The organism is Vibrio vulnificus NBRC 15645 = ATCC 27562, assembly GCF_002224265.1.
GTDB lineage: Bacteria > Pseudomonadota > Gammaproteobacteria > Enterobacterales > Vibrionaceae > Vibrio > Vibrio vulnificus.
In genome coordinates, this window is record NZ_CP012881.1 from 2,732,131 (window position 1) to 2,754,292 (window position 22,162).

Below are 22,162 nucleotides of genomic sequence, written 5' to 3' on the forward strand. Positions count from 1 at the left end.
TACATAAGAAAAAAAGAGTGTTTACTCAATAACTAATCACTCTTTTACCGAAGTTTGCCCTATTTGGGCGCGTTTTATGCATTTGACGTGAAAAATACCTTCCGATAAGGTTCGCTGCTGAAGTAATTTTTAGTGGTGACTTTATTCATGTCTGATCAATATTCTCGACGACAATTTTTACGTATGACCGGTGGGGGGTTATTGCTGGCGTCAGCCATGCCTAAACTTGCCATGGCGTCGTATCCTGATCAGCCTCGTACTCTTGCGTTCAACAATCTACACACAGGTGAGTTACTTGAAACTTGCTATTTTGACGGTTCGACTTATCTGATTGAAGAGTTGGCGCGTATTGACAAGATTTGCCGAGATTTTCGCCAAAACGAAGTGCACCCAATGGATCGCCGTTTGTTTGATCGCCTGACTCAAATTCAAAAACTGATCGGTACAGAAAACGAAGTCCAAATCATTTCAGGTTACCGATCGCCACAAACCAACGCCGCGTTGCGCGCTAAATCCTCTGGTGTGGCGAAGAAAAGCTATCATATGCTTGGACGAGCCATCGACTTTCGCCTTGATGGCGTGAAGCTTTCAACGGTGCGCGATGCCGCTTTGAGTCTCGAAGCCGGTGGGGTCGGGTACTATCCGGGCAGTAATTTTGTCCATATCGACACGGGTCCGGTTCGCTCTTGGTGATGGGTCACCTTGTTTTTCGACGCTTCCGGTGTCATAGTTTCGCCCAGTTCGAAATTGACCGAGGTTGCTATGGCACTTAAATATCAGATTGTTCCCGTTACTCCATTTGCACAAAACTGTTCGATTGTTTGGTGCGATGACACCATGAAAGGTATCGTCATCGACCCAGGTGGCGATGAAAAGCAACTTGCCGTGATCATCAAAGAATTGGGTGTGGAAGTGGTCAATTTGGTATTAACCCATGGTCATTTGGATCACGTTGGCGGAACCGAGCGTCTGGCTGAAATGCTTGATGGTATCGAGATTGTTGGCCCTCATAAAGCAGACAACTTTTGGCTACAAGGTCTGGAAGGGCAAAGTCAAATGTTTGGCTTTCCGTTGACAGAGGCGTTTGAACCAAACCAATGGCTCAATGATGGTGACGAAGTACGTTTTGGCAATCAAGTGCTGCAAGTACTTCACACTCCTGGGCATACTCCGGGTCACGTGGTGTTGTACAGTGAAGAGGCGCGTCGTGCGTTTGTCGGGGATGTGCTATTTAGTGGCAGCATTGGCCGAACGGATTTCCCTCAAGGTGATTTCAATACGCTGATCGCGTCAATCAAAAATAAGCTGTGGCCACTGGGCAATGACGTCACCTTTATTCCGGGTCATGGTCCGGAATCTACGTTTGGGCACGAGCGTCGAACCAATCCTTTCGTGGCTGACGAAATGCCACTGTACTAACTGCTACGGTACTAGCGGTTTTTATCGTGTAAGCCAGCTAAGGAGACAACTCGTCGTGTTTCTTTGGTTGGCTTTATTGATCGGGTTCCGCCGCCGCTAAGTAGCGCCTTGCTAGGCCAACAAACTCTTCTGCTTCTCTATCCAAATCTTGCGCTGAAATAAAAATATCGTAATCGAAAAAACGTCGTTGATATTTCATGCGATTCGCCAGCATCGCCTGTAAACCCGTGTGCTCTATCCCTTGCTCATCAATATATGGTTGGGGATCCAATACCATCTCTTCAAATTGGCTTTCGCACTGATGTTGTCGCGCGCCGAGGTAAAGCAGTGCGCGTTGGCTGAGCAGAATTTCCGTCGAAACGCGAGGGCAGATCGCCATCAAATAGGGTGAGTAGTGCAGCAGTTTGATGCCAATCCACGGCAAAGGCTGATGCCAGCCTTCCGATTCATAGGTACAAATGCCAATTTTTTCGATGTTCTTCCATTTTACAACCCAACCACCTTGAAAGAGATGTTGCTGGAAGTGCGTGGGCGTGAGCGTATAGGCGACGGTGCTGCGTTGTATCAGGTAGACACCAAACAGCGCAATGGTGATGAGCAGGCCAACAGAGAGCAGCGCTTGCGGCCAGCTTGGAGACAGAAGCAAGAGCAAACCGCCGACAATCGCAAATACCACCACCAGCCCTTTAACAAAAACCGAGCTGGCGAGTTGATAGCGGTTTGACAACTGGAGAGTTTGCATTGTGTTCCTTAACTCGTTTTGAGCCGTTAGTGCCGGAGGCGGAATGATGTGAACTATAACGACATTTTACGTTTGGATACCCAATTAAGTTCATTATCTTATTGATTAAAGAATAGTCTCTCTCCGCTCATAACGCATTTTTCGCCACTGTTCACTGCTTAAGCCTACAAATCGAGCTGAAATTTTGGTATAAAACGCGCTTCAAATTTTCATCCCTGCTGATAAGCAGTGAACTGGAGACACATTTAATGAGACTTGCTCATAAGCGTAAAGTGCAGATGAAACTGCAAAAACGCATTAAAGCAGCTGTAGCGAATTTGGCTGCTGCATCAAATACAGTTAAGCCAGCTGCAGAAAAAACCGTTATCTCTAAGTCAGTGGCTGAGAAAAAAGTCGTTGCGACCAAAGTGGCTGCTTCATCTGCAGTAAACACAGAGATTTCTCTGACGCCTAAGCAGCAACAAGTGCTGGATATCGTTGCCGCCAATGCAGAAGGCATTAACCCGAAAAGCATCGGCCTTGCAGCAGGTCAAGAAGATGCTAAAGCGGCATCTTGGGCGACTGGCGCACTGAAAAAACTGCTTGAAGATAACCTAGTGCAGAAAGAGCAGCTTGTAGGTAACAAGGTGATCTACAAGTTGGCGTAATGCGCTGATTCGCCTAGGCGGTTTGTCATCGAGTGTGACGAATACTCAAGTAAGAAGCCCCCACTGATTGGGGGTTTTTTCTGTCTTTCATCTTTCTCTGACCTTATTTTGAAGCATCATTTGGTTTCTGATGCCTACATGTTTGTATCGAATTCATCACATTTTAGACAAAGCTTGTTAAATATCTTTGATGATACTACCTACGTAGTTCTTCTCTATCTGGTATGTGTTATTGAAGAGTGAAGTCTAATAAAGACAATCTCATAGCAGAGCTTTAGTCAATATCCTACGTGTTTATACGTATTTGCGTGAGCTAGAGTAGGTTGCCACTTCCCTTTCCCTTGCGTGTTCCTGCCGATTAACAAAGTGTGTTTTTTGTTTCATGTTTAACATGAATTTCCAATGTCAATTGATCCGACATGAATAAAAACAAAGGACGTGAAACATGAGTCTTATCCAAAGAACGATAAAACGAGTGCTAAAAACGACGGCGGTTGCGGCCGCGCTCGCTTTAGTGGCTACCACTGCAAACGCTGCTGATAAAGTCTATCGCTTGAAACTGGCAGAAACTTGGGGGCCAAACTTCCCAATTTTCGGTGATGCTACGAAAAATATGGCCAAAATGGCGGAAGAGATGTCAAACGGCCGTTTGCAAATCCGTATCGACTCTGCCAACAAGCACAAGGCGCCACTCGGCGTGTTTGATATGGTGAAATCGGGTCAATACGATCTTGGTCACTCGGCGTCTTACTACTGGAAAGGCAAAGTACCGAATACACTTTACTTCACCTCTATGCCGTTTGGCATGTTACCAGCGGAGCAGTACGCGTGGTTCTACCAAGGCGGTGGGATGGAATTGATGGAGAAGGTGTATGCACCGCATAACCTGCTGTCTTTCCCAGGCGGCAATACCGATACCCAGATGGGCGGCTGGTTCCAAAAAGAGATCAACTCGGTCGATGACTTACAAGGGCTGAAAATGCGCATTCCAGGTTTTGCCGGTGAAATCCTAGCTGAACTTGGTGCAAAACCAACTAACATTGCCCCGGGTGAGCTTTATACCTCACTTGAGCGCCGTACTATTGATGCGTTGGAATGGGTTGGCCCGTCACTTGACCTGCGTATGGGCTTCCACAAAATTGCCCCTTACTACTACACCGGTTGGCATGAGCCAGGCACAGAACTCCAATTCTTGGTGAACAAACGCACTTGGGATGGTCTGCCTGATGATCTGAAAGCGATTTTAAAAGTCGCAATGAAGACCGCGGCCTATGACATGTACGTTCAATCTGTGCATGAGAGTGGTAAGAACTGGGCGTCGATTAAATCAGAATACCCGAATGTTCAGGTGAAAGATTTCCCTGCGTCGGTGATGACAGCGCTTCGCACGGCGAATGACAAATTATTGAAAGAACATGCCGCGCAAGATGCGTTGGCAAAAGAAATCCAAGAGTCTCAGGCAGCTTATATCAAGCAAGTTCGCCCATGGACAGATATTTCTGCCCGTGCTTATCTCAATAGCCAAGCACAGTAAGAAATTCGTCAGTTCCCCCTGACGAGAAGCCCAAGAAAAGCTCGAACCGTAAGGTGAGAGCACACCAAAAAGCTCCGCTGGTACTGCCAAGCGGAGCATCTTTCAAAGTTCCATGGAGTAGGGAATGAGAAATTTAATTTACATTGAGCGTCTCTTTAACCGATTTGGCGATCTTCTAGGATGGCTTTCCAGCGTGCTGTTTATCTTGCTGCTGGCTAACGTTGTCTACGATGTTGTCATGCGCTATGTGTTCAATGACGTATCCATCGCCTTCCAAGAAATGGAGTGGCATCTATTCTCAGCGGTCTTTTTGCTCGGTATTCCTTTTGCGCTGAAGTCGGGTGGTCATGTTCGCGTTGACCTTTTTTATGAACGCTTATCGCATCGCGCGCAGGCTATTATCGACTTGCTCGGCACGATCTTTTTTCTATTTCCATTCTGTTTGCTGGTGGCTTGGTTCGGTATCGATTTTGCCAAAGAAAGCTACGCCTTGGGAGAAACATCGGGTGATCCCGGTGGTTTGCCTTATCGTTGGGTGATTAAGGCGATCATTCCACTTTCCTTCCTCTTCATGGCGATAAGTGGTGTTGGTCTGCTTCTTCATTCACTCAATAAAATCGTTAACCCGCATCTTATGCATCCATCTCCATCAGATAAGTCGTAAGGAAATCAGGATGATTGGTATAGTAATGTTTTTTGTAGCCTTGTTTGCGCTACTGCTTGGTTTCCCTGTGGCATTTACCTTTGGTGGTATTGCGCTGTTGTTTGGTGTTTGGGCTGAAGGGGTTGAAATGTTTGCCTTCATGCCGTATCGCATTCAATCCATCATGGAAAATACGGTGTTGATGGCGGTGCCGCTATTTGTCTTTATGGGATTGGTGCTGCAGAAAACCCGTCTGGCAGAACAACTGCTTGAATCTATGGGCAAGCTGTTTGGCAGTGTGCGTGGTGGTTTGGCGATTTCAACCGTGCTAGTGGGCGCACTTCTGGCTGCCTCAACAGGCGTTGTGGGTGCTTCTGTGGTAGCGATGGGGCTTATTTCGCTCCCAGTTATGTTGAAGTACAACTACGATAAAGGGCTAGCGTGCGGCACCATTTGTGCGTCCGGTACCTTAGGGCAAATTATTCCGCCTTCGATTGTCTTGATCCTATTAGGTGATGTGCTCGGCGTGCCAGTGGGCGATCTGTTCCAAGCGGCAGTGTGGCCGGGAATTGTGCTGGTGGGCGTGTATGTTATCTATATTTTGATTTATGCAAAATTAAATCCAGAAGCAGCTCAGCCGATGGAGCGCGATGATACCATCAGCCGCAAGCAAGAAGTTGTTAAAGCGTTGAAAGCGGTGATCCCGCCTTTGGCTTTGATTGTGGTGGTGCTTGGTTCCATCTTTGCCGGTGTAGCAACACCCACCGAGTCTGCTGCGTTAGGTGGCGCGGGTGCGATTGTGCTGGCCATTCTGTACAAGCAATTTAGCTGGGGCATGGTATACGATTCAGCCAAAGAAACCGTCAAAGTCACCGCGATGGTGTTTGCCATCTTGCTAGGGGCGACGGCATTCTCCATGGCCTTCACCTACACCGGTGGCGACGAGCTGGTGGAAGAGTGGATGCTGGCTATCCCTGGTGATAAGTGGGGCTTCCTCATTATCACGATGTTGGTGATTTTGCTCCTCGGTTTCTTCATCGATTTCGTTGAAATTTGTTTCATTATTGTGCCGATTCTTGCGCCTGTGGCAGAAATTTTGGGCATCAATATGACTTGGTTTGCCATTCTAATTGCGATGAACTTGCAGACATCGTTCTTGACGCCACCTTTTGGCTTTAGCCTTTTCTATCTCAAAGGGGTCGCTCCTGCGGGTGTGACCACCCGAGATATTTATCGCGGTGTGATGCCATTTATCGGCTTACAAATACTGGTGCTGGCCTCACTGCTGGTGTTCCCATCTTTTTATGGCATGGGTTAGATCGCTAATTTGTTGGATTTGTGAGCCAAAAGTTTCAATATTGGTTCCGTAGTTGATAGAGTAAAACTGCTTCCAAGGAGTGGAAGCAGTTTCTTTATTAGGGACTGAAGTATGCCACTGAAAGTTAAGTTAATTCTGCTAACATTACTGCCACTGTTGTTGGTTTCTGCCAGCATCAGTTGGATCTCTATTTATCAAGCGAAAACCTTAGGGCATAAGGAAGTGGCGATTTTCAAACAGAGCTTGATAAAGTCGCGTGAAAGCGCACTGAAAGACAGTGTCGATCAAGCATTCGATGCCATCTCTTACATCTACAACAACCCTGATTTATCTCAAGAGGAAGCGCAGCGCCGAGTCAAAGCGCTGTTGACGCAAATTCGCTATGGTGCGGATGGCTATTTTTTTGCGTACGACAAGCGGGGCACAAACTTGGTTCATCCCATACTGCCCGAACTTGTCGGACAAAACTTACTGCATATCCAAGATCAAAATGGTGACCACTTGATTGAAGCGCTGTTGTATCAAGCGCAAACGGGTGGTGGTTTTCACCAGTATTTATGGCAGAAACCGTCAACGGGGGAGACAGTCCCGAAACTCAGTTATGCGGCTTGGCTGGATAAATGGGATTGGATGATAGGGACGGGTCTGTACATTGAAGATATCAGTGAAGAAGTGGCGAATATGCAGGCCGCAATTAATAAAAACATTGAAACGACATTCTTCTCGGTGGTGGTGATTTTGTTGGTCACGGTGTCGGTCATCGTGGTGCTGACGTTAGCCATTAACCTGCACGAACACCGCTTGGCCGATAAAAACCTCAAAGAGCTGGCCCATAAGACGGTGATGTTTCAAGAAGATGAGAAAAAACACCTCGCTCGAGAGCTCCATGACGGGATTAACCAACTGTTGGTTTCGAGCAAATGTCATTTGGAACTGCTGGCGCACAAGGTGCAAGACCCGTCGCTAAAAGTGCATCTTGATAAATCTCAACAATCGCTCACCACGGCCATTAACGAAGTTCGTCATATCTCACATCAGCTTCGCCCCAGCGCGCTGGATGACATCGGCCTTGAAGCGGCGTTATCGAGTTTGATGCAAGATTTTCGTTCCCACTCGGGCATAGACATCGACATTTTGTTCGATACGCAAGATGGCCGTTTAAAATCCGAGGTGGCCACGACACTCTATCGGGTGGTACAAGAGTCGCTCAACAACATTGAAAAACACGCAGGCGCGAAAAAAGTGACGGTGATTTTGCAGCAGATGGGCAATATTCTTCAGTTACTGATTCGCGATGATGGCTATGGGTTTAACGTCAGTGATGCTTTACGTAAACGAGGCATTGGGTTAAGAAATATGAGAGAGCGAGTGGAATTCATTGGTGGTGATTTTGAACTAATGAGTGAACCTGGCTTTGGGACTGAAATAACGGTGTTATTGAATTTAGATGGATTGACCTATGGATAAGCCAATTCGAGTTGTAATAGTCGATGATCATCAAGTGGTGTTGGATGGGTTTATGGCTCGATTGGAAATGGAGCCGGAAATCGATGTGGTTGGTACCGCAAGTAATGGTTTGGAAGCCTTGGACGTGGTGAAACAGCATAAACCCGATGTGGTTTTGATGGACATTAGTATGCCCATTTTAAATGGCATTGAAGCCACCCGAATGATCAAAGCGGAGTGGCCTGAGGCCAAAATTTTAATGCTGACCATGCATGATAATCGCGAATACATCATGAAGGTGATGCAAGAGGGCGCTGTTGGTTACATGCTCAAAGAAATATCAGCGGAGAAAATGGTGCAAGCAATCAAGACCGTCAACCAAGGCTCAACCTATTTCTGTGAATCCGTCACGCAAACCTTGTTCACGCAAGAAATTGTCCCCGCGGCCCAAAGGCCAAATCCACTCAGCCGTCGTGAAGAAGCGGTGTTAAGACTGGTTGCACAAGGACACAGCAGCAAGAAAATTGCGACGTTACTGGAGATCAGCTATCGGACGGTTGAAACGCATCGTCATAACATCAAACATAAATTAGATTTGAACTCGACAGCAGAACTGGCGAAGTATGCGCTAGAGCAAGGGTTGATTGAATAGGGGGAGTGCCCCTATTCAATGTTGCAAATATCGCGTCTTCTTTGAAAACATGCCTGCAATGGGTTAGTTGTATTAAGACTCTTGCTCAGTTTTGGCGATGTTGCCAATTTCAAGAATAGGAGCAACGTCTATTTGCTCCGCACTCATCATACTAGAGATGCGTTGCACTGAAGAGAGTAGCAACGACTGCTCCCATTCCTGCAGTTTTTGAAATTCAGTCACAAAGTTTTCTTGCAATGGCATGGGTGCTTGCGCAAGCAGCGCTGACCCTGATTCTGTCAATATCGCGTGGACCTTTCGCTTGTCCTCTTGGCTACGTACACGCTGCACATGACCATTCCTTTCTAGGCGATCAAGAATAGTGGTCGCCGTGGCTTGGCTCATGTTGGTGTGATTAGACAACTGACGGATGGTCACCTCACCCAGATCTTTTATGGCCCGCATCAAGATAAGCTGTGGTGCGGTCAGCCCAGACACCTTGTTCAGTTTCTTTGAATGGAGATCGATCGCGCGAATGATTTGACGAATTGCGATCAGGACTTCTTCATGTTTTTCCACTATGGCCAGCCTATCCGATTTTTACTGTTGGGGGGGATTTGTACATATCGCGATTGACTCGATCCTAAGTCGTTGAATCCCTGTATACGTCAAGGGGAGGCGTTTGAAATGGACGAGGCAATAAGAAGCTCATTTTAGCGCATCTTTTGGCAAATTTCACTTCGTTGTGTAATGTTTAGATGTCGAATTATTTGTCGTGTCGTTTTACGTGTCATATTGTCCCGTTAATTGAGTTTTAGGCCAGATATCCGGTGGTAATTTGCATTTTGTGTGTGATTTCTGTTAGGGTATTAGCCGATTTGAAATGATAAATGTGTTGTTCTCTAACTAATATTGGGCTGTATTTTCAAAATTAGTTAGTGTCTTTTGAAAAGTTATCGTTAAGTGAGTGAGAATGACAAAAGGTATAGATAAGTACAGTATTGACAGTACGGACTACACCGTTGGACAAGATAATGTTCAGCGTTGGGGGTTCGATGTTCACAACCCAGTTTTCGGCATCAGTGCTGGATTAGTGGGTCTATTTTTAGTTGCTGCATTAGTGTTGGATGCGCACACGATGAAAACCGCTTTAGACGGTATTAAATGGCAAATCATCGGCGCGTTTGACTGGTTGTTTATTTGGTCGGGCAATATTTTCGTCATCTTCTGTTTGGCTTTGATCGTTTCTCCGTTAGGCAAGATTCGTTTAGGTGGTCGAGATGCGGTAGCGGATTATTCCTTCCTATCTTGGATCGCTATGTTGTTTGCCGCAGGCATGGGAATTGGTCTCATGTTTTGGAGTGTCGCTGAACCAGTGGCTTACTTTACGGGTTGGTATGAAACACCACTCAATGTGGCACCGAATACACCAGAAGCTGCCAAATTAGCGTTAGGCGCGACCATGTTCCACTGGGGATTACACCCATGGGCGATTTATGGTGTCGTTGCGTTGTCGTTAGCTTTCTTTGCCTATAACAAAGGTTTGCCTTTGTCGATGCGCTCTATTTTTTACCCTTTGCTGGGCGATCGTGCATGGGGTTGGGCAGGGCATCTAGTTGATATTTTGGCGGTTGTCGCCACCTTGTTTGGTTTGGCAACCTCGTTGGGACTGGGTGCTCAACAAGCCGCCAGCGGTATTCACCATGTGTTTGGTGTGGAAGCGGGTCTTGGCCTACAAATCGCGGTGATCACCGTGGTGACTTTACTCGCTGTGGTTTCGGTTGTTCGTGGTATTGATGGCGGTGTAAAAGTCATTAGTAACATCAATATGCTGGTTGCTTTTGCTCTATTAGCGTTGGTTGGCCTGATTGGTTGGGCGGTCAGTGTTGGTTCCGTTTCTACCACCTTAAGTGCCTATATTGAAAATATTATTCCTTTGAGTAATCCAATTGGTCGAGAAGACGAAGCTTGGTTTCAAGGTTGGACTGTCTTCTACTGGGCATGGTGGATTTCATGGTCACCGTTTGTAGGCATGTTCATCGCGCGTGTATCAAAGGGTCGCACTGTGCGTGAGTTTATGACGGCGGTACTGATTGTACCCACGGCGGTAACGCTGCTTTGGATGTCAGTGTTTGGTGGTATGGCGATTGACCAAGTGATTAATGGCATCGGCGAGCTGGGTGCCAAAGGGCTAACCGATGTTCCGTTGGCGATGTTCCAGATGTTTGATCAGCTTCCATATGGCACTTTACTGTCGGTTATTGCAGTTGTGTTGGTGTTGGTGTTCTTTATTACTTCGTCGGACTCAGGTTCGTTGGTGATCGATTCCATTACCGCAGGCGGTAAGGTGGATGCACCTGTGCTGCAACGTGTGTTCTGGGCCTTTATGGAAGGCGCGATTGCCGTTGCTTTGCTCTGGGTAGGTGGCACCGAAGCGATACAAGCACTGCAAGCGGGGGCGATTTCTACCGCATTGCCATTTACCTTTATTTTGCTTGCGATGTGTGTCAGCTTGCTTATGGGTATGCGCACCGAGAAGCAATAAGCATTCATTAATCTCTAGCCGACCTCTATGGTCGGCTTTTTATTTGTCGTACGGTATAAAAATGACGCTGATAATTGCATGGATAACAAAGACTTAACGTACTCTGTTTGCTGTAATAATTAGTGCATCAATAAGGGATTCTGTGTAATATCGCAGGCGAAAATTTGTTCCCCCAACAAGACCTTACGACATGAAATTAACCCTGAAACAAAAGCTCATAGGCGCAAGCCTATCGGCGGTAGTGATCATGGCTACCGTTTTGACTTGGCTGTCTGCTGGACAGCTGTTTGATCAAACCCGTAATGGCGTTTATGCTCGAGCAGAAAGCTTGGGTGTGGCAGCCTCACAAGGCATTTCTGACTGGATTGCGATTCGTAAAGACATTGCTCGCGCGTTTAACGATTACAGTGAAGAAAGCGATGTGGTGCCGTTCTTGCAGCAAGCGCGCAAAGCAGGCGGATTTGACGATATCTTCTTAGGTACGCCAGCTGGTGATATGTACCGCTCTCATCCAGAGCGTAATCGCCCTGATTATGATCCTCGTGTTCGTCCTTGGTACAAGGATGCCACAGCTGCAGGCAAACAAATCATTACCACTGCTTATCAAGATGCCATCACCAATGCGCTACTGGTGACCATTGCAGAACCCGTCAACCGTGGTGGCAAAATGGTGGGCGTTGTTGGTGCTGACGTTCTTATCGACCAACTGATCAATGACGTTATCAACCTCGATGCAGGTGAAAATGCTCATGCGATGCTTATCGATACACAAGATGGCACTTTCCTCGCACACCCAGACAAAAATCTTGCGCTAAAGCCCGTTAACACTTTATTGAAACAATTTACTTTGCAAGATATCGAGCGCTCTGCGTCTCAACGCAATATCGAAGAAGCGACCATCAACGGCAAACCTAAGCTTTTCTACTTCACGAAGGTGCCTGAGACACCTTGGATGTTCGCGATTGAAATGGACAAAGCGACCGAGGAAGCAAGCCATAGCCGATTATTGCGTGAAATGCTGATCACAGCTGTGTTGATCACCATCGTGGTGATTGTTGCGGTTTCTTGGTTGGTGGGCTTCTTGTTCCGTGACCTAGGCCGTGTATCTAAAGCACTGGAAGAGATTGCTTCAGGTGAAGGCGACCTAACGCAACGTCTTGAGCCTCGCAGTGATGATGAAGTGGGCAAGCTGGCGGAAAACTTCAACCGTTTTGTCGGCAACATGCACACCATGGTGAGCAAGTTGAGCGCCGTTTCAGCTTCGTTGTCTGAGCAGGCAAAAACCACAGCAATGCGAGCGGAAGAGCGTAGCCAGCGCATCTCTCATCAGCAAGATGAGATCAACATGGTGGCAACGGCAGTGAATGAAATGGCAGCTGCAACGCAAGAGATCGCGGGCAATGCCGACCACACGGCGCAAAATGCGGAAGAAGCGGTTTCTGCCTGTGTGCATGGTTCTGAGCAAGTGACACAAACTCAAGGTTCGATCCAAAACTTGGCGAAAGAAGTGCAAGTGGCAACCAGTGTTATCCAAGAGTTGGAAGCACACGGCAATGCCATCAACACCATTCTTTCTACCATTCAAGGGATTGCTGAGCAGACCAACTTACTGGCACTGAACGCAGCGATTGAAGCGGCGCGTGCGGGTGAGCAAGGTCGTGGTTTTGCCGTGGTGGCTGATGAAGTCCGCGTGCTAAGTCAACGTACTCATGCTTCGACCAAAGAAATCCAACACACGATTGAAATGCTGCAAGGCACAACCGTTCAAGCGGTGGGTATTATGGACGACAGTCGCCAGCTTGCGGGCACCAGCGTTGATGATGCAAACTCGGCGGCGGTGAGCTTGACGCAAATCCATACCGCTGTTGAGCGTATCAGTGATATGGCCACGCAAATCGCGTCGGCGGCAGAAGAGCAGGCCTCTGTTACCACCGAGATCACACGTAATACCGAAGGGATCCGCGACGTCTCTAACGAGCTCGCGTACGAAGCGCAGCAAGCAGCTTCTCAAGCTGCGATGCTTTCTGAGCTCTCACACGAGCTGGAACAGGAAATCCGACGCTTCAAACTGTAAGCGCTGTTGCTACACACCAAAAAGGAGCTGGTCATTCAGCTCCTTTTTTATGCTCGAAACTTGAGGATTATTCTGCGCTCTTGGATATCGCTGTTCTTGGTTTTTGCCTTGGCTATCGCCACAGCGCCGAAACAGGCGTTTGCGAGGAAAAATGATGGGCGATCTGTGCTTGGAACAGCTCGGCGGTGGCAATGGCATCGGTAAGAGCGTGGTGCGCGGAGTAATCGGGTAGACCATAGCGACGACGACTTTGGGCTAAGCGGACTGAAGGCAGCGATTTCCCTTTGAGTCGATTCAACCAGCCGCCAAATTGCTGTTTTGCCCACTGACTTTCAATTTCCATGGTGTCGATCAGGGGAAACTCAATGCCTTCATTGATTCGCTTACGTAACGCGCTATCAAAAAATGGTCGCTCAATATGTTGGTAGTGAACCACCACCACTTTACCCGCTAGGCAATCAAGCACTTCATCCAGTACGTCGATTAAGTCGGGCGCGCGCTGAACTTTGCTGTGCGTAATACCATGAATGACGACGGACTCTTCATGCAACTGGTCTTCCGGTTTGACTGTCCAATAGCGTGCTTGTTGCAGCCGTATTCGGTGTAAATCAAAGGGTACCAGCCCAATAGAAAGAATATCGTGTTGATTGGGATTTAAGCCAGTGGTTTCAAAGTCTAAGGCCACCAGTGGTGTTGAGCCTATCACTGTCTCGCCCGAGACGGGTGGTGATTGATAAAATCGGCGCAAGCGCGCATCGGCAACTCGCTGCTGCTTTTGCAGGAATTTGTGCTGCCATTCAAGCTTGGTGGGTTTGAGTAAAGAGATCATAAGCTACTTAAAATGGCTAGAGGCTTGGTAACGAAACTTCAAGAAGTTCTGCGCGTTACTTAGAATCTGAAACGCATCTTTTAACGTTCGGCGCTCAAAGTCGGACAGATTTTCCGGCTCAATGTTGTTGTCGGGTTCACTGTCATTTGCCACATCGATAGCTTGATGGCGGATCCGCACCATGGAGATGAACTCCAAGGCATCTTTAAGATTTTGCGCACGACCTTTAGGCAATATGCCCGCATCGATAATGTCATCAAGACGTTCAAAGGAGTTTTTCGCCGTTGAACCGACGGCAAGCGCGTGGACACGAATCAAATCGGCCAAAGGTGCGGTGCCTCGACGTTTTAAGTTGATCGAGTTGTTATGTCGACCGTCTTTTTCCATCACAAAATCTTTGAAAAATCCCAACGGTGGGGTTCGATTCAAGGCATTTCTTGCTAAACAGGCCAGAAAACGTGGATTGCCTTTGGCACGTTTGACGACAAACTCGGTCAGTTGGTCCGCCCATGCGACTTGGCCGGACACACCGTCAAGGTCAAAGAAAATCGATGCGTTGAGCAGCGCTTTGGGATTAGGATCGTCAATCCAATCGGCAAAGCAATCTCGCCATTGGGCCTTAGTCATACGCCAGATCGGGTTAGTGGCCATAATATCACCAGTGCAATACTGATAGCCGCACTCATTGAGCGCATCACACACAATATGAGCAAGCTGCTCAAAGTATTGGCCGTGTACGCTTTCTTGATAGCTGTCATCCAAAATAATCGCGTTATCTTGATCGGTCACCAGCAGTTGCTCGTCGCGTCCCATCGACCCCAGCGCCAAAAAACAGTATCGGATGGGGGGAGGCCCCAATTCTTCTTCAGCCAGTTCGATAATGCGCTGCTTAAAGCTTCGTCCAATCACCGACATCGCACTGCCGACCATATGTGAGTTGGCATCCTCGTTGACCAAACGCACGAAACTGGCTTTCACTTCTTGGGCGATTTGCGCTAACCCTTCAAAGCTTTGTTGCTGGAATATCCGGCTAACGAGCAGCAGAGAGTTTTGCGATTCATAACGGACAATGTCTGTCGCTTCAATAATGCCCAGCAGTCGGTTGCCTTGCAAAATGGGCAAGTGATGAACGTTATGGCGTAACATCGTGAGCATTGCTTCATAGACGTAGGCATTGTGATCCAATCGAATCACCTGTGGCGTCATAACCGATGCCACGGGTTCATTGGGGGATTTTCCTTGAGCCACCACACGAGTGCACAAATCTCGGTCGGTAACGATGCCTGCGATAGGATCGTGGTTTTCTTCGTGGGGTGCTTGTAACACCAAAAGCGAAGAGACTTGTTCATCGGCCATTCTTTGCGCTGCGGTTTGAATGGTCGCGCTGGCATCAATGGTGGGGGCGGTTCGAGTGAGTAGGGTGCGCACTTTGGAGGTGGTGAGATCATTCGCCTCATTTACCCCTTTCACCGCTTGGCGAAGCCGTGTGGTTTGTTCCACTTCCACAAAGTCAGCGAAGCAATCGTGCTGTTCATACAACTGCTGAAATATCGCTTCGGGAATGGTGTATACCAAGCAATCTTTGATTGCCGTTACGGGGAAGCGTACGCGGTTATTGGTCAATAGGCCCATTTGTCCAAACAGCGCCCCTTCATCGAGACGATTATAGAGTTCGCCATTTCTTCTATACACTTCCACCACGCCACTTCTGACCAGAAACAGCTCGTGGATCTCGTCGCCGGCGTTAATGATGGGAGTTTGGCTGCGGTAGTAGCCAATTTCGATGTGATGGGCGACGTGCTCCAATGTTTCATGAGGCAGCTCGCTGAAGGGCGAGTGAAGGGAAAGAAAGTGAAGAATGTCGCTTAATTCTGCTTCCATAATCAAACCTTTTGGGTTTTGAGCCTATGGTGACCCGTTGTACGCATAAGCACTCCATGGTAGCGCAATTGTGCTTTGGGCTAAATGCAATAAGCCAAATTTCTCGGAAAATGAGCCACTTCGCGTATTTCGTTGTCGATATCCTCTACCCTTAGTTTAGGTAAACGCCAAGGAAAGAGGTTGAATATGATAAAACGCGGTTGGTTTGTCATCCCCATATTATGTTCGATGAGCAGTGTCGCGGAGGAAGCCAATGTGCCGGCTTCTACGCAAGCGGCATACAACAGCATCGCATTATGGGTCGGTTCTGGTACGACCAATCAGGATTGGTTAGAAGGGTCGAACGCATCATTTTTTGAAGTGGAAGGCGGATATCTCTATTCCTCGAATGTGCTGGTAAATATCAACTATTCCGCACAATTTTTTCACCCAGACTCTTATACCGTCAGAGTGGATAGAGCACTGCTTTCCGCTGGGTATCGCTATGCGCTTCACGAAAAACTCGATGTTTATGCTTTTTATGGCTTGGGAGGATTTCGAGAAGAAGAACGACAAAAAAGCACAGATACCAAACTAAACTCAGAGAAAGGTCTGTTACGTGGTGGCAAAGTGGGTTTTCACTATTTCGCGACGGACAAACTGAGTGTGCAAATTGAAGGTGAGTTCACACGTAGCGATTGGGTCGATGAAGACAATGCCAAGGTGTCGGTTGCTTATCAGTGGGGAGAACGATTCGGCAGTAGCGCTTTTTACAAGTACCGAGATGCGGGCAAAGACTACATTAACGAAGCAGGCATATCCCTTAAGTGGGTCTATTAGCGTGAGCAAGAAGCAACAAAAAAGGCCGTTAAACGGCCTTTTTTATTGAAATGCGAATTACAGTACCGCAGCGATAGCTTTACAAAGCGGACCCATGTTGGATTTGGTCATGCCCGCAACGCTGATGCGACCTGAGCCGACGATGTAGATCGCAAACTCTTCTTTTAGGCGAGCCACTTGATCTTTGTTCAAGCCAGAGAAAGAGAACATGCCGTTTTGACGTTCGATAAAGCTAAAGTCAGCAGCAACGCCTTCTTCTTTCAGTGTCGCAACAAAAAGTTCGCGCATCTCTTGGATGCGATCGCGCATCTCAGCCACTTCTGCTTCCCACTCTGCACGAAGCGCAGCATCGTTAAGGATGTGAGTCACTACCGCACTGCCGTGCGCTGGTGGGTTTGAGTAGATAGAGCGAATGATCGCTTTCACTTGAGAGAATGCCGTTTCCGCGATCTCTTGGCTTTCAGCCACTAACGTGAATGCCCCGACACGTTCGTTGTACAGACCAAAGTTTTTCGAGAATGAACTTGCTACGAGGATCTCTTTGTTGAATTTCGCGAAGGTACGTAGACCTTGCGCATCTTCTTCAACGCCTTTCGCGAAACCTTGGTAGGCAAAGTCAAACAGTGGAAGTAGGCCTTTGTCTGCCACCAGTTTAGCAAGTGCTTCCCACTCTTGTGCCGTTGGGTCGATGCCCGTTGGGTTATGGCAACATCCATGCAGCAGTACCACATCACCAGCGGACGCTTTTTCAAGGTCGGCCAGCATAGCGGCAAAGTCTTTGTCTTTGGTTTCTGGGTTGTAGTAAGCGTATTCTACCGTTTCTAGGCCCGCTGCGCGGAACACACCGTGGTGGTTAGCCCAAGTTGGGTTGCTGATCCAGATTTTTACATCGCCGAGTTGGCGTTTGATGAATTCGCCTGCAACGCGCAGTGCGCCAGTACCGCCAGGTGCTTGTGCTGTTTTTGCACGTTGTGCACTGATTAGCTCAGCATCTGCACCAAACAGCAGTTTTTGAACCGCTAATGCGTATTCTGCTGTTCCTTCGATGGTTAGGTAAGATTTGGTTTTCTCGGTTTCAACAAGCGCAGCTTCCGCTTTCTTTACCGTAGCAAGAACAGGTGTTTCACCTTGTTCTGTTTTGTAGATACCCACGCCAAGGTTAATTTTCTCTGCGCGAGGGTCTTTTTTGAATTCTTCAGTTAGGCCAAGAATCGGGTCCGCGGGAGCGGCAACTACTTTTTCAAACATAATCTTCATCCATGTTAAATCGAAGGGGGTAGGTCTGTTTATGTTTCAGGGCCCAGCGAGACCATGAAACATAATCAGGCATTCACACAATAGCATTAGCCTAACCGATAAACATTGAGGCGAAAGGGTGAGCCAGTCGCAACCGTCTATTTATACCTTTGAGACATAGCGGACACAACAGTTTGTAAGTAGAAAAGTTAAAAAAAATTTGATTTGAAACAGAAGTGCTAATGAATTGCGAGTTTTGCTAATAAAACACCCCAAAACCGCGAGAGAAATTGGGGTGTTAACATGATGTTAGAGGTCTAATGAGTTGTGGAGTCTTGATATTGTGCTGCAATACGACAAAACTGTGCTTCTACCGCTAAAAAGGCATCAACCACATGAGGGTCAAAATGCTTGCCTTTACCATCAAGAATGATCTCTTTGGCTTTATCATGACTAAATGCCGGTTTGTATACACGCTTAGAAATCAGTGCATCGTAGACGTCGGCGAGCGCCATTAATCGACCAGATAGTGGGATCGCTTCGCCAGCCAGTTGATTGGGATAACCCGAACCGTCCCATTTTTCATGGTGAGAGAGGGAGATCTCTTTGGCCACTCGTAAAAAAGAACTGGAGCCCATGCGTTTTTCAGCAATCGAGAGGGCATCAGCGCCAATTTGTGGGTGACCTTTCATGATGTCGAACTCTTCGTCGGTTAATTTGCCTGGCTTGAGTAGCACACTATCAGGGATACCGACTTTTCCCACATCGTGAAGGGGGGCGGATTTATAGAGTAAATCGATGTAAGTTGGCGTCAGCAGAGAAGCGTGTTGTGGAGCGTGGGCTAAATGCTCTGCCAATGCTTTAACGTATTCCTGCGTGCGAATAATGTGGGCACCCGTTTCGTTGTCGCGCGATTCGGCGAGCGCTGCGAGACTGACGATGGCCACATCTCGAGTGGTTTTTACCTCATCTTGCGATGCTTGCAGGCTATCCAACATTTTGTTGGTGAGCGCCGCCATTGAACCCAATTCATCATGCTCGAAAACGGCAAGGCGGCATCCTATTGCACCGTTGGTCACCTCTTGCAGGGAATGCTCTTGTCGCAGCAAAATCTTTTTCATGAGTTTCGACCACAAGAGAAGAATGGCTAGGACATATCCACCTAGTACTACGCCTAAATAGATGAACTCTTTAATGATGCTGATCTTGCCACTGCCATCGAGTAATCTCTCTGGGTTGTGTTCCAGCCAAAAAATGTCTTTCACTGCCACCATGGTCAGCATGGTGGTCAACGCGATGATAAGCAGCGTCATCATCAAAATGAGCTGTTTGATAATCGATTGTCGCTCGCCACTCAAGGTGTCTTGGTGAGTGGCATTGTTCTCAAGAAGCTCAAAGCGAAGTAATTTGGCTTTGAGTTGCAGGATCAATCCAGTAAAAAAGCCAAACAACGTCATACCAAACAGTACTTTTAAATTGCTATCAATGGTGAAGTCATATTGGCTGTTGTAGTAGTAGGCAAGAGGTAAGCTGCCGATAAAAAACAATATGGTGTCGAGCTGCGCGTGTTTTTGTTCGCGGACCCATCGATGTTGAGCAAAGAAAAAGTGTCGTACTGCGAAGACAGCAAGAAACGTAATAGAAACGTGCGACAGCACTTCTAGCGGTGACAGCGTTGCCAGCATAGGACATACGCGACCGCCATAAGTACCAAAAACGATGGCAGCAAGCGCATAGAGTTTGAAAGTTAATGGCGCGTTGTAATGAGACATTGTGTAAGCCCTTGTAATTATCATTCGCAGCAAATGCGACTTGGCCAATTCTCTGCTTAATTTTACCTTCAGCATTACGCTGATTGATCTAAGAAAAGAACCTTCTTCTCACTTTAGTGTAGAAGAGCGCCTCGCATCAGCTTGGAATATTCAAGCAAGCAAAAGCATTCTTGTTGCAAATAAAAGACCGAGCATTCTATGTTCTCATTGCAATAAAGGATACATTTTTACAACGAAAAATAAAAAAGCACCGACGATCATTCGGTGCTTTTTTCATTAGGTGGTGTATCGAAAGCGTTTATTTCTTCAGGTTGATTTCTGATTCGATTGCGTTGGTTTCGATGTCAGGATTGTTTGCTAGTTTTTTCGCTGCCCAATCATTCATATGTTTAAGAATCGCTTTCATCGCGTGTTTCTCAGTTGGCTGAGAACCCTCTTCTACGTCTAGCTCTTGTTTTGGGTGTGAGCCAGTCGCGTCTTCCGCAATGTGCAACCAATCTGGATGCCAATAGTAAGGTTGGCCAGATGGGGCAGTCCAGCTATGGACGCCATTGGTTTCGCCTTTGTATTGAATGTCATCTGAGTTGTATTTTTTCATTTTTATCATCTCTTGTTTTGCGACAGCTGTGCGCATAATCACTATAAGCTGCGTAAATGTAACAGATGCGCGCAAAAATAACGTGAAGTGAATCTCGTTGCTATCGTGTGTCTTTGTGACAATCTGTTCAAGTTCTCATTTCGAACGATTGGCAAGCTCATTGAGACAGCAAGTAAGCTATTCACCGTTGAGATGTTTGACAATCGCTTCAGCGGCGTGTCGCTCTGTGGCGGTTTCACCGGTTGGCACGTCTAATTCGCGTTTTGGATACATTCCAGTCGCGTCTTCTGCGATATGGATCCAGTCCGGATGCCAGTAGTAGGGGTTGTCGCCTTGAGGGTGATTCCAGCTATGAACACCTTGATGCACGCCGTTATATGAAAGATCGTCTAATGTAAAAACTTTCATTGTTCCTCCTAAGAGATGCATGATTTCACTGACAGTATGGGACAAAAATGGCTAATTTGTAGCAAGAAATGTGACAACTAACTTTGAGGATTTTTCAGTGGCGCCAAATCTTAAAAGCAAAATAAAAAAGCTTCCCTGATGAGAAGCTTTTTTTGATCCGGCTGAGAAGCAAGAAAAATTAGAAGTTTGCGTTACGTGGTGTACGTGGGAATGGGATCACGTCACGTACGTTGCCCATGCCTGTTACGTAAGAAACAAGACGCTCGAAGCCTAAACCGAAACCAGCGTGCGGTACAGTGCCGTAACGGCGTAGGTCGCGATACCAGTTCATGTGTTCTGGGTCGATACCCATTTCAACCATACGAGCATCCAGTACGTCTAAACGCTCTTCACGCTGTGAACCACCGATGATTTCGCCGATGCCTGGTGCAAGTACGTCCATCGCGGCAACCGTTTTGCCATCTTCATTCATGCGCATGTAGAATGCTTTGATGTCTTTCGGGTAGTTTTTCACGATAACCGGAGCTTTAAAGTGCTCTTCTGCTAAGAAACGCTCATGCTCAGAAGACATGTCGATACCCCATTCAACTGGGAACTCGAACTCACGGCCAGAATCCAATAGGATTTGAATCGCGTCTGTGTAATCCACTTGTGCGAAATCAGAAGTCACGAACTGCTCTAAGCGATTGATGACATCTTTGTCGATACGGCTAGCAAAGAACTCAAGATCATCACGACGCTCTTCAAGTACGGCAGCGAAAACGTATTTCAGCATGTCTTCAGCCAGTTTCGCGATATCGTTCAGATCAGCAAACGCGACTTCTGGCTCAACCATCCAGAACTCCGCTAGGTGGCGGCTGGTGTTTGAGTTTTCAGCACGGAAAGTCGGGCCGAATGTGTAGATTTTGCTTAATGCACATGCGTACGCTTCGCCGTTTAGCTGGCCAGAAACGGTTAGGAATGTCTCTTTACCGAAGAAATCTTCGTTGAAATCAACGTCACCGCTCTCAGTACGAGGTAGGTTCGCAAGATCCAGTGTTGACACACGGAACATCTCACCAGCGCCTTCACAGTCAGAGGCGGTGATAAGCGGAGCCGATAGCCAGTAGTAGCCTTGCTCGTGGTAGAAACGGTGGATTGCTTGAGACAATGAGTGACGAACACGTGCAACTGCACCAATCACGTTAGTACGTGGACGTAGGTGAGCTACTTCGCGTAGGTATTCGATAGAATGGCGTGTTTTCGCCATTGGGTAGGTATCTGCATCTTCAACCCAACCAACCACTTTTACGTCAGTCGCTGCAAGCTCAAACGCTTGACCAGCGGCAGGCGAAGCCACAATCTTACCCGTTACTTCAACAGAGCAGCCAGTCGTTAGCTTGAGTACTTCGTCGTTATAATTATTAAGATTATTTGGGACCACGGCCTGAATCGGGTCGAAACAAGAGCCGTCGTAGATGGCAAGGAAAGAGATTCCAGCTTTGGAATCACGACGTGTACGGATCCAGCCGCGTACAGTGACTTCACTGTCCACTGCCAGCTTACCGCTTAATACGTCTTTTACAGGCGCGTAAGTCATGTTTTAAATAATCTCCATTGAGGTAAACATACAACCCAATG

General features: G+C 47.4%; 20 protein-coding genes. 11 read left to right on the top strand and 9 right to left on the bottom strand.

Annotated features, from left to right (window positions below):
- Positions 1-147: 147 nt before the first annotated feature.
- Both AOT11_RS12610 and AOT11_RS12615 read left to right on the top strand, forming a co-directional pair.
- Positions 148-693 (top strand): peptidoglycan L,D-endopeptidase MepK, encoded by a 546-nt coding sequence (locus AOT11_RS12610; protein ID WP_026050640.1) that lies wholly within the window; start codon positions 148-150, stop codon positions 691-693.
- Between the two features lie 69 nt (positions 694-762).
- Complete coding sequence (locus tag AOT11_RS12615; protein ID WP_026050641.1) at positions 763-1,419, top strand: MBL fold metallo-hydrolase; 657 nt, start codon at positions 763-765, stop codon at positions 1,417-1,419.
- 73 nt (positions 1,420-1,492) lie between these two features.
- Here the strand turns inward: AOT11_RS12615 and AOT11_RS12620 are convergent, their stop codons facing one another.
- Positions 1,493-2,161: a DUF2982 domain-containing protein gene (locus AOT11_RS12620; protein WP_017421905.1), complete on the bottom strand. Its 669-nt coding sequence runs from the start codon at positions 2,159-2,161 to the stop codon at positions 1,493-1,495.
- 248 nt (positions 2,162-2,409) lie between these two features.
- Between AOT11_RS12620 and AOT11_RS12625 the strand changes: the two genes are divergently transcribed.
- The 6 genes from AOT11_RS12625 to AOT11_RS12650 all read left to right on the top strand — a co-directional run bounded on the left by AOT11_RS12625 (position 2,410) and on the right by AOT11_RS12650 (position 8,401).
- Positions 2,410-2,808 (top strand): hypothetical protein, encoded by a 399-nt coding sequence (locus AOT11_RS12625; protein WP_017421904.1) that lies wholly within the window; start codon positions 2,410-2,412, stop codon positions 2,806-2,808.
- Positions 2,809-3,253: 445 nt separating this feature from the next.
- Entirely contained in the window at positions 3,254-4,342 is a 1,089-nt protein-coding gene (locus AOT11_RS12630; RefSeq protein WP_011080108.1) for a TRAP transporter substrate-binding protein, read from the top strand.
- A 124-nt stretch (positions 4,343-4,466) separates the two neighbouring features.
- Positions 4,467-5,006, top strand: a complete 540-nt coding sequence (locus AOT11_RS12635) for a TRAP transporter small permease subunit (protein WP_017421903.1) — start codon at positions 4,467-4,469, stop codon at positions 5,004-5,006.
- A gap of 10 nt (positions 5,007-5,016) precedes the next feature.
- Positions 5,017-6,303, top strand: coding sequence for a TRAP transporter large permease (locus AOT11_RS12640; RefSeq protein ID WP_026050642.1), 1,287 nt, complete (start codon positions 5,017-5,019; stop codon positions 6,301-6,303).
- A gap of 111 nt (positions 6,304-6,414) precedes the next feature.
- Positions 6,415-7,770, top strand: a complete 1,356-nt coding sequence (locus AOT11_RS12645) for a cache domain-containing protein (protein WP_011150631.1) — start codon at positions 6,415-6,417, stop codon at positions 7,768-7,770.
- On the top strand, positions 7,763-8,401 hold the full coding sequence (locus AOT11_RS12650; RefSeq protein ID WP_017421901.1) for a response regulator: 639 nt from the start codon (positions 7,763-7,765) through the stop codon (positions 8,399-8,401). Before AOT11_RS12645 ends, AOT11_RS12650 begins: the two co-directional genes overlap by 8 nt.
- Positions 8,402-8,473: 72 nt before the next feature.
- Here AOT11_RS12650 and AOT11_RS12655 read toward each other — a convergent pair whose 3' ends face one another.
- Positions 8,474-8,959, bottom strand: coding sequence for a MarR family winged helix-turn-helix transcriptional regulator (locus AOT11_RS12655; protein ID WP_017421900.1), 486 nt, complete (start codon positions 8,957-8,959; stop codon positions 8,474-8,476).
- 394 nt (positions 8,960-9,353) lie between these two features.
- Here AOT11_RS12655 and AOT11_RS12660 point away from each other — a divergent pair, with 394 nt between their 5' ends.
- Both AOT11_RS12660 and AOT11_RS12665 read left to right on the top strand, forming a co-directional pair.
- On the top strand, positions 9,354-10,925 hold the full coding sequence (locus AOT11_RS12660; protein ID WP_026050643.1) for a BCCT family transporter: 1,572 nt from the start codon (positions 9,354-9,356) through the stop codon (positions 10,923-10,925).
- Between the two features lie 190 nt (positions 10,926-11,115).
- Positions 11,116-12,999, top strand: a complete 1,884-nt coding sequence (locus AOT11_RS12665) for a methyl-accepting chemotaxis protein (RefSeq protein WP_017421898.1) — start codon at positions 11,116-11,118, stop codon at positions 12,997-12,999.
- Between the two features lie 112 nt (positions 13,000-13,111).
- Here the strand turns inward: AOT11_RS12665 and AOT11_RS12670 are convergent, their stop codons facing one another.
- Both AOT11_RS12670 and AOT11_RS12675 read right to left on the bottom strand, forming a co-directional pair.
- Complete coding sequence (locus tag AOT11_RS12670) at positions 13,112-13,828, bottom strand: 3'-5' exonuclease (RefSeq protein ID WP_017421897.1); 717 nt, start codon at positions 13,826-13,828, stop codon at positions 13,112-13,114.
- A 3-nt stretch (positions 13,829-13,831) separates the two neighbouring features.
- Complete coding sequence (locus AOT11_RS12675; protein WP_017421896.1) at positions 13,832-15,709, bottom strand: DUF294 nucleotidyltransferase-like domain-containing protein; 1,878 nt, start codon at positions 15,707-15,709, stop codon at positions 13,832-13,834.
- A 186-nt stretch (positions 15,710-15,895) separates the two neighbouring features.
- Between AOT11_RS12675 and AOT11_RS12680 the strand changes: the two genes are divergently transcribed.
- Positions 15,896-16,528 (top strand): outer membrane beta-barrel protein, encoded by a 633-nt coding sequence (locus AOT11_RS12680; RefSeq protein ID WP_017421895.1) that lies wholly within the window; start codon positions 15,896-15,898, stop codon positions 16,526-16,528.
- A 57-nt stretch (positions 16,529-16,585) separates the two neighbouring features.
- Here the strand turns inward: AOT11_RS12680 and AOT11_RS12685 are convergent, their stop codons facing one another.
- From AOT11_RS12685 to asnS, 5 genes are all read right to left on the bottom strand, one after another.
- Positions 16,586-17,776, bottom strand: coding sequence for an amino acid aminotransferase (locus AOT11_RS12685; RefSeq protein WP_026050644.1), 1,191 nt, complete (start codon positions 17,774-17,776; stop codon positions 16,586-16,588).
- Between the two features lie 305 nt (positions 17,777-18,081).
- A complete protein-coding gene (locus AOT11_RS12690) occupies positions 18,082-19,536 on the bottom strand; it encodes an HD-GYP domain-containing protein (RefSeq protein WP_223848407.1) in 1,455 nt (484 codons plus the stop codon).
- A gap of 298 nt (positions 19,537-19,834) precedes the next feature.
- The gene (locus tag AOT11_RS12695; protein ID WP_026050646.1) at positions 19,835-20,134 is read right to left on the bottom strand and encodes a hypothetical protein; all 300 of its coding nucleotides are present in this window, start codon (positions 20,132-20,134) and stop codon (positions 19,835-19,837) included.
- A 177-nt stretch (positions 20,135-20,311) separates the two neighbouring features.
- Positions 20,312-20,542, bottom strand: coding sequence for a hypothetical protein (locus AOT11_RS12700; protein WP_017421892.1), 231 nt, complete (start codon positions 20,540-20,542; stop codon positions 20,312-20,314).
- A 178-nt stretch (positions 20,543-20,720) separates the two neighbouring features.
- Positions 20,721-22,121, bottom strand: coding sequence for an asparagine--tRNA ligase (asnS, locus tag AOT11_RS12705; protein ID WP_017421891.1), 1,401 nt, complete (start codon positions 22,119-22,121; stop codon positions 20,721-20,723).
- Between the last annotated feature and the right edge of the window lie 41 nt (positions 22,122-22,162).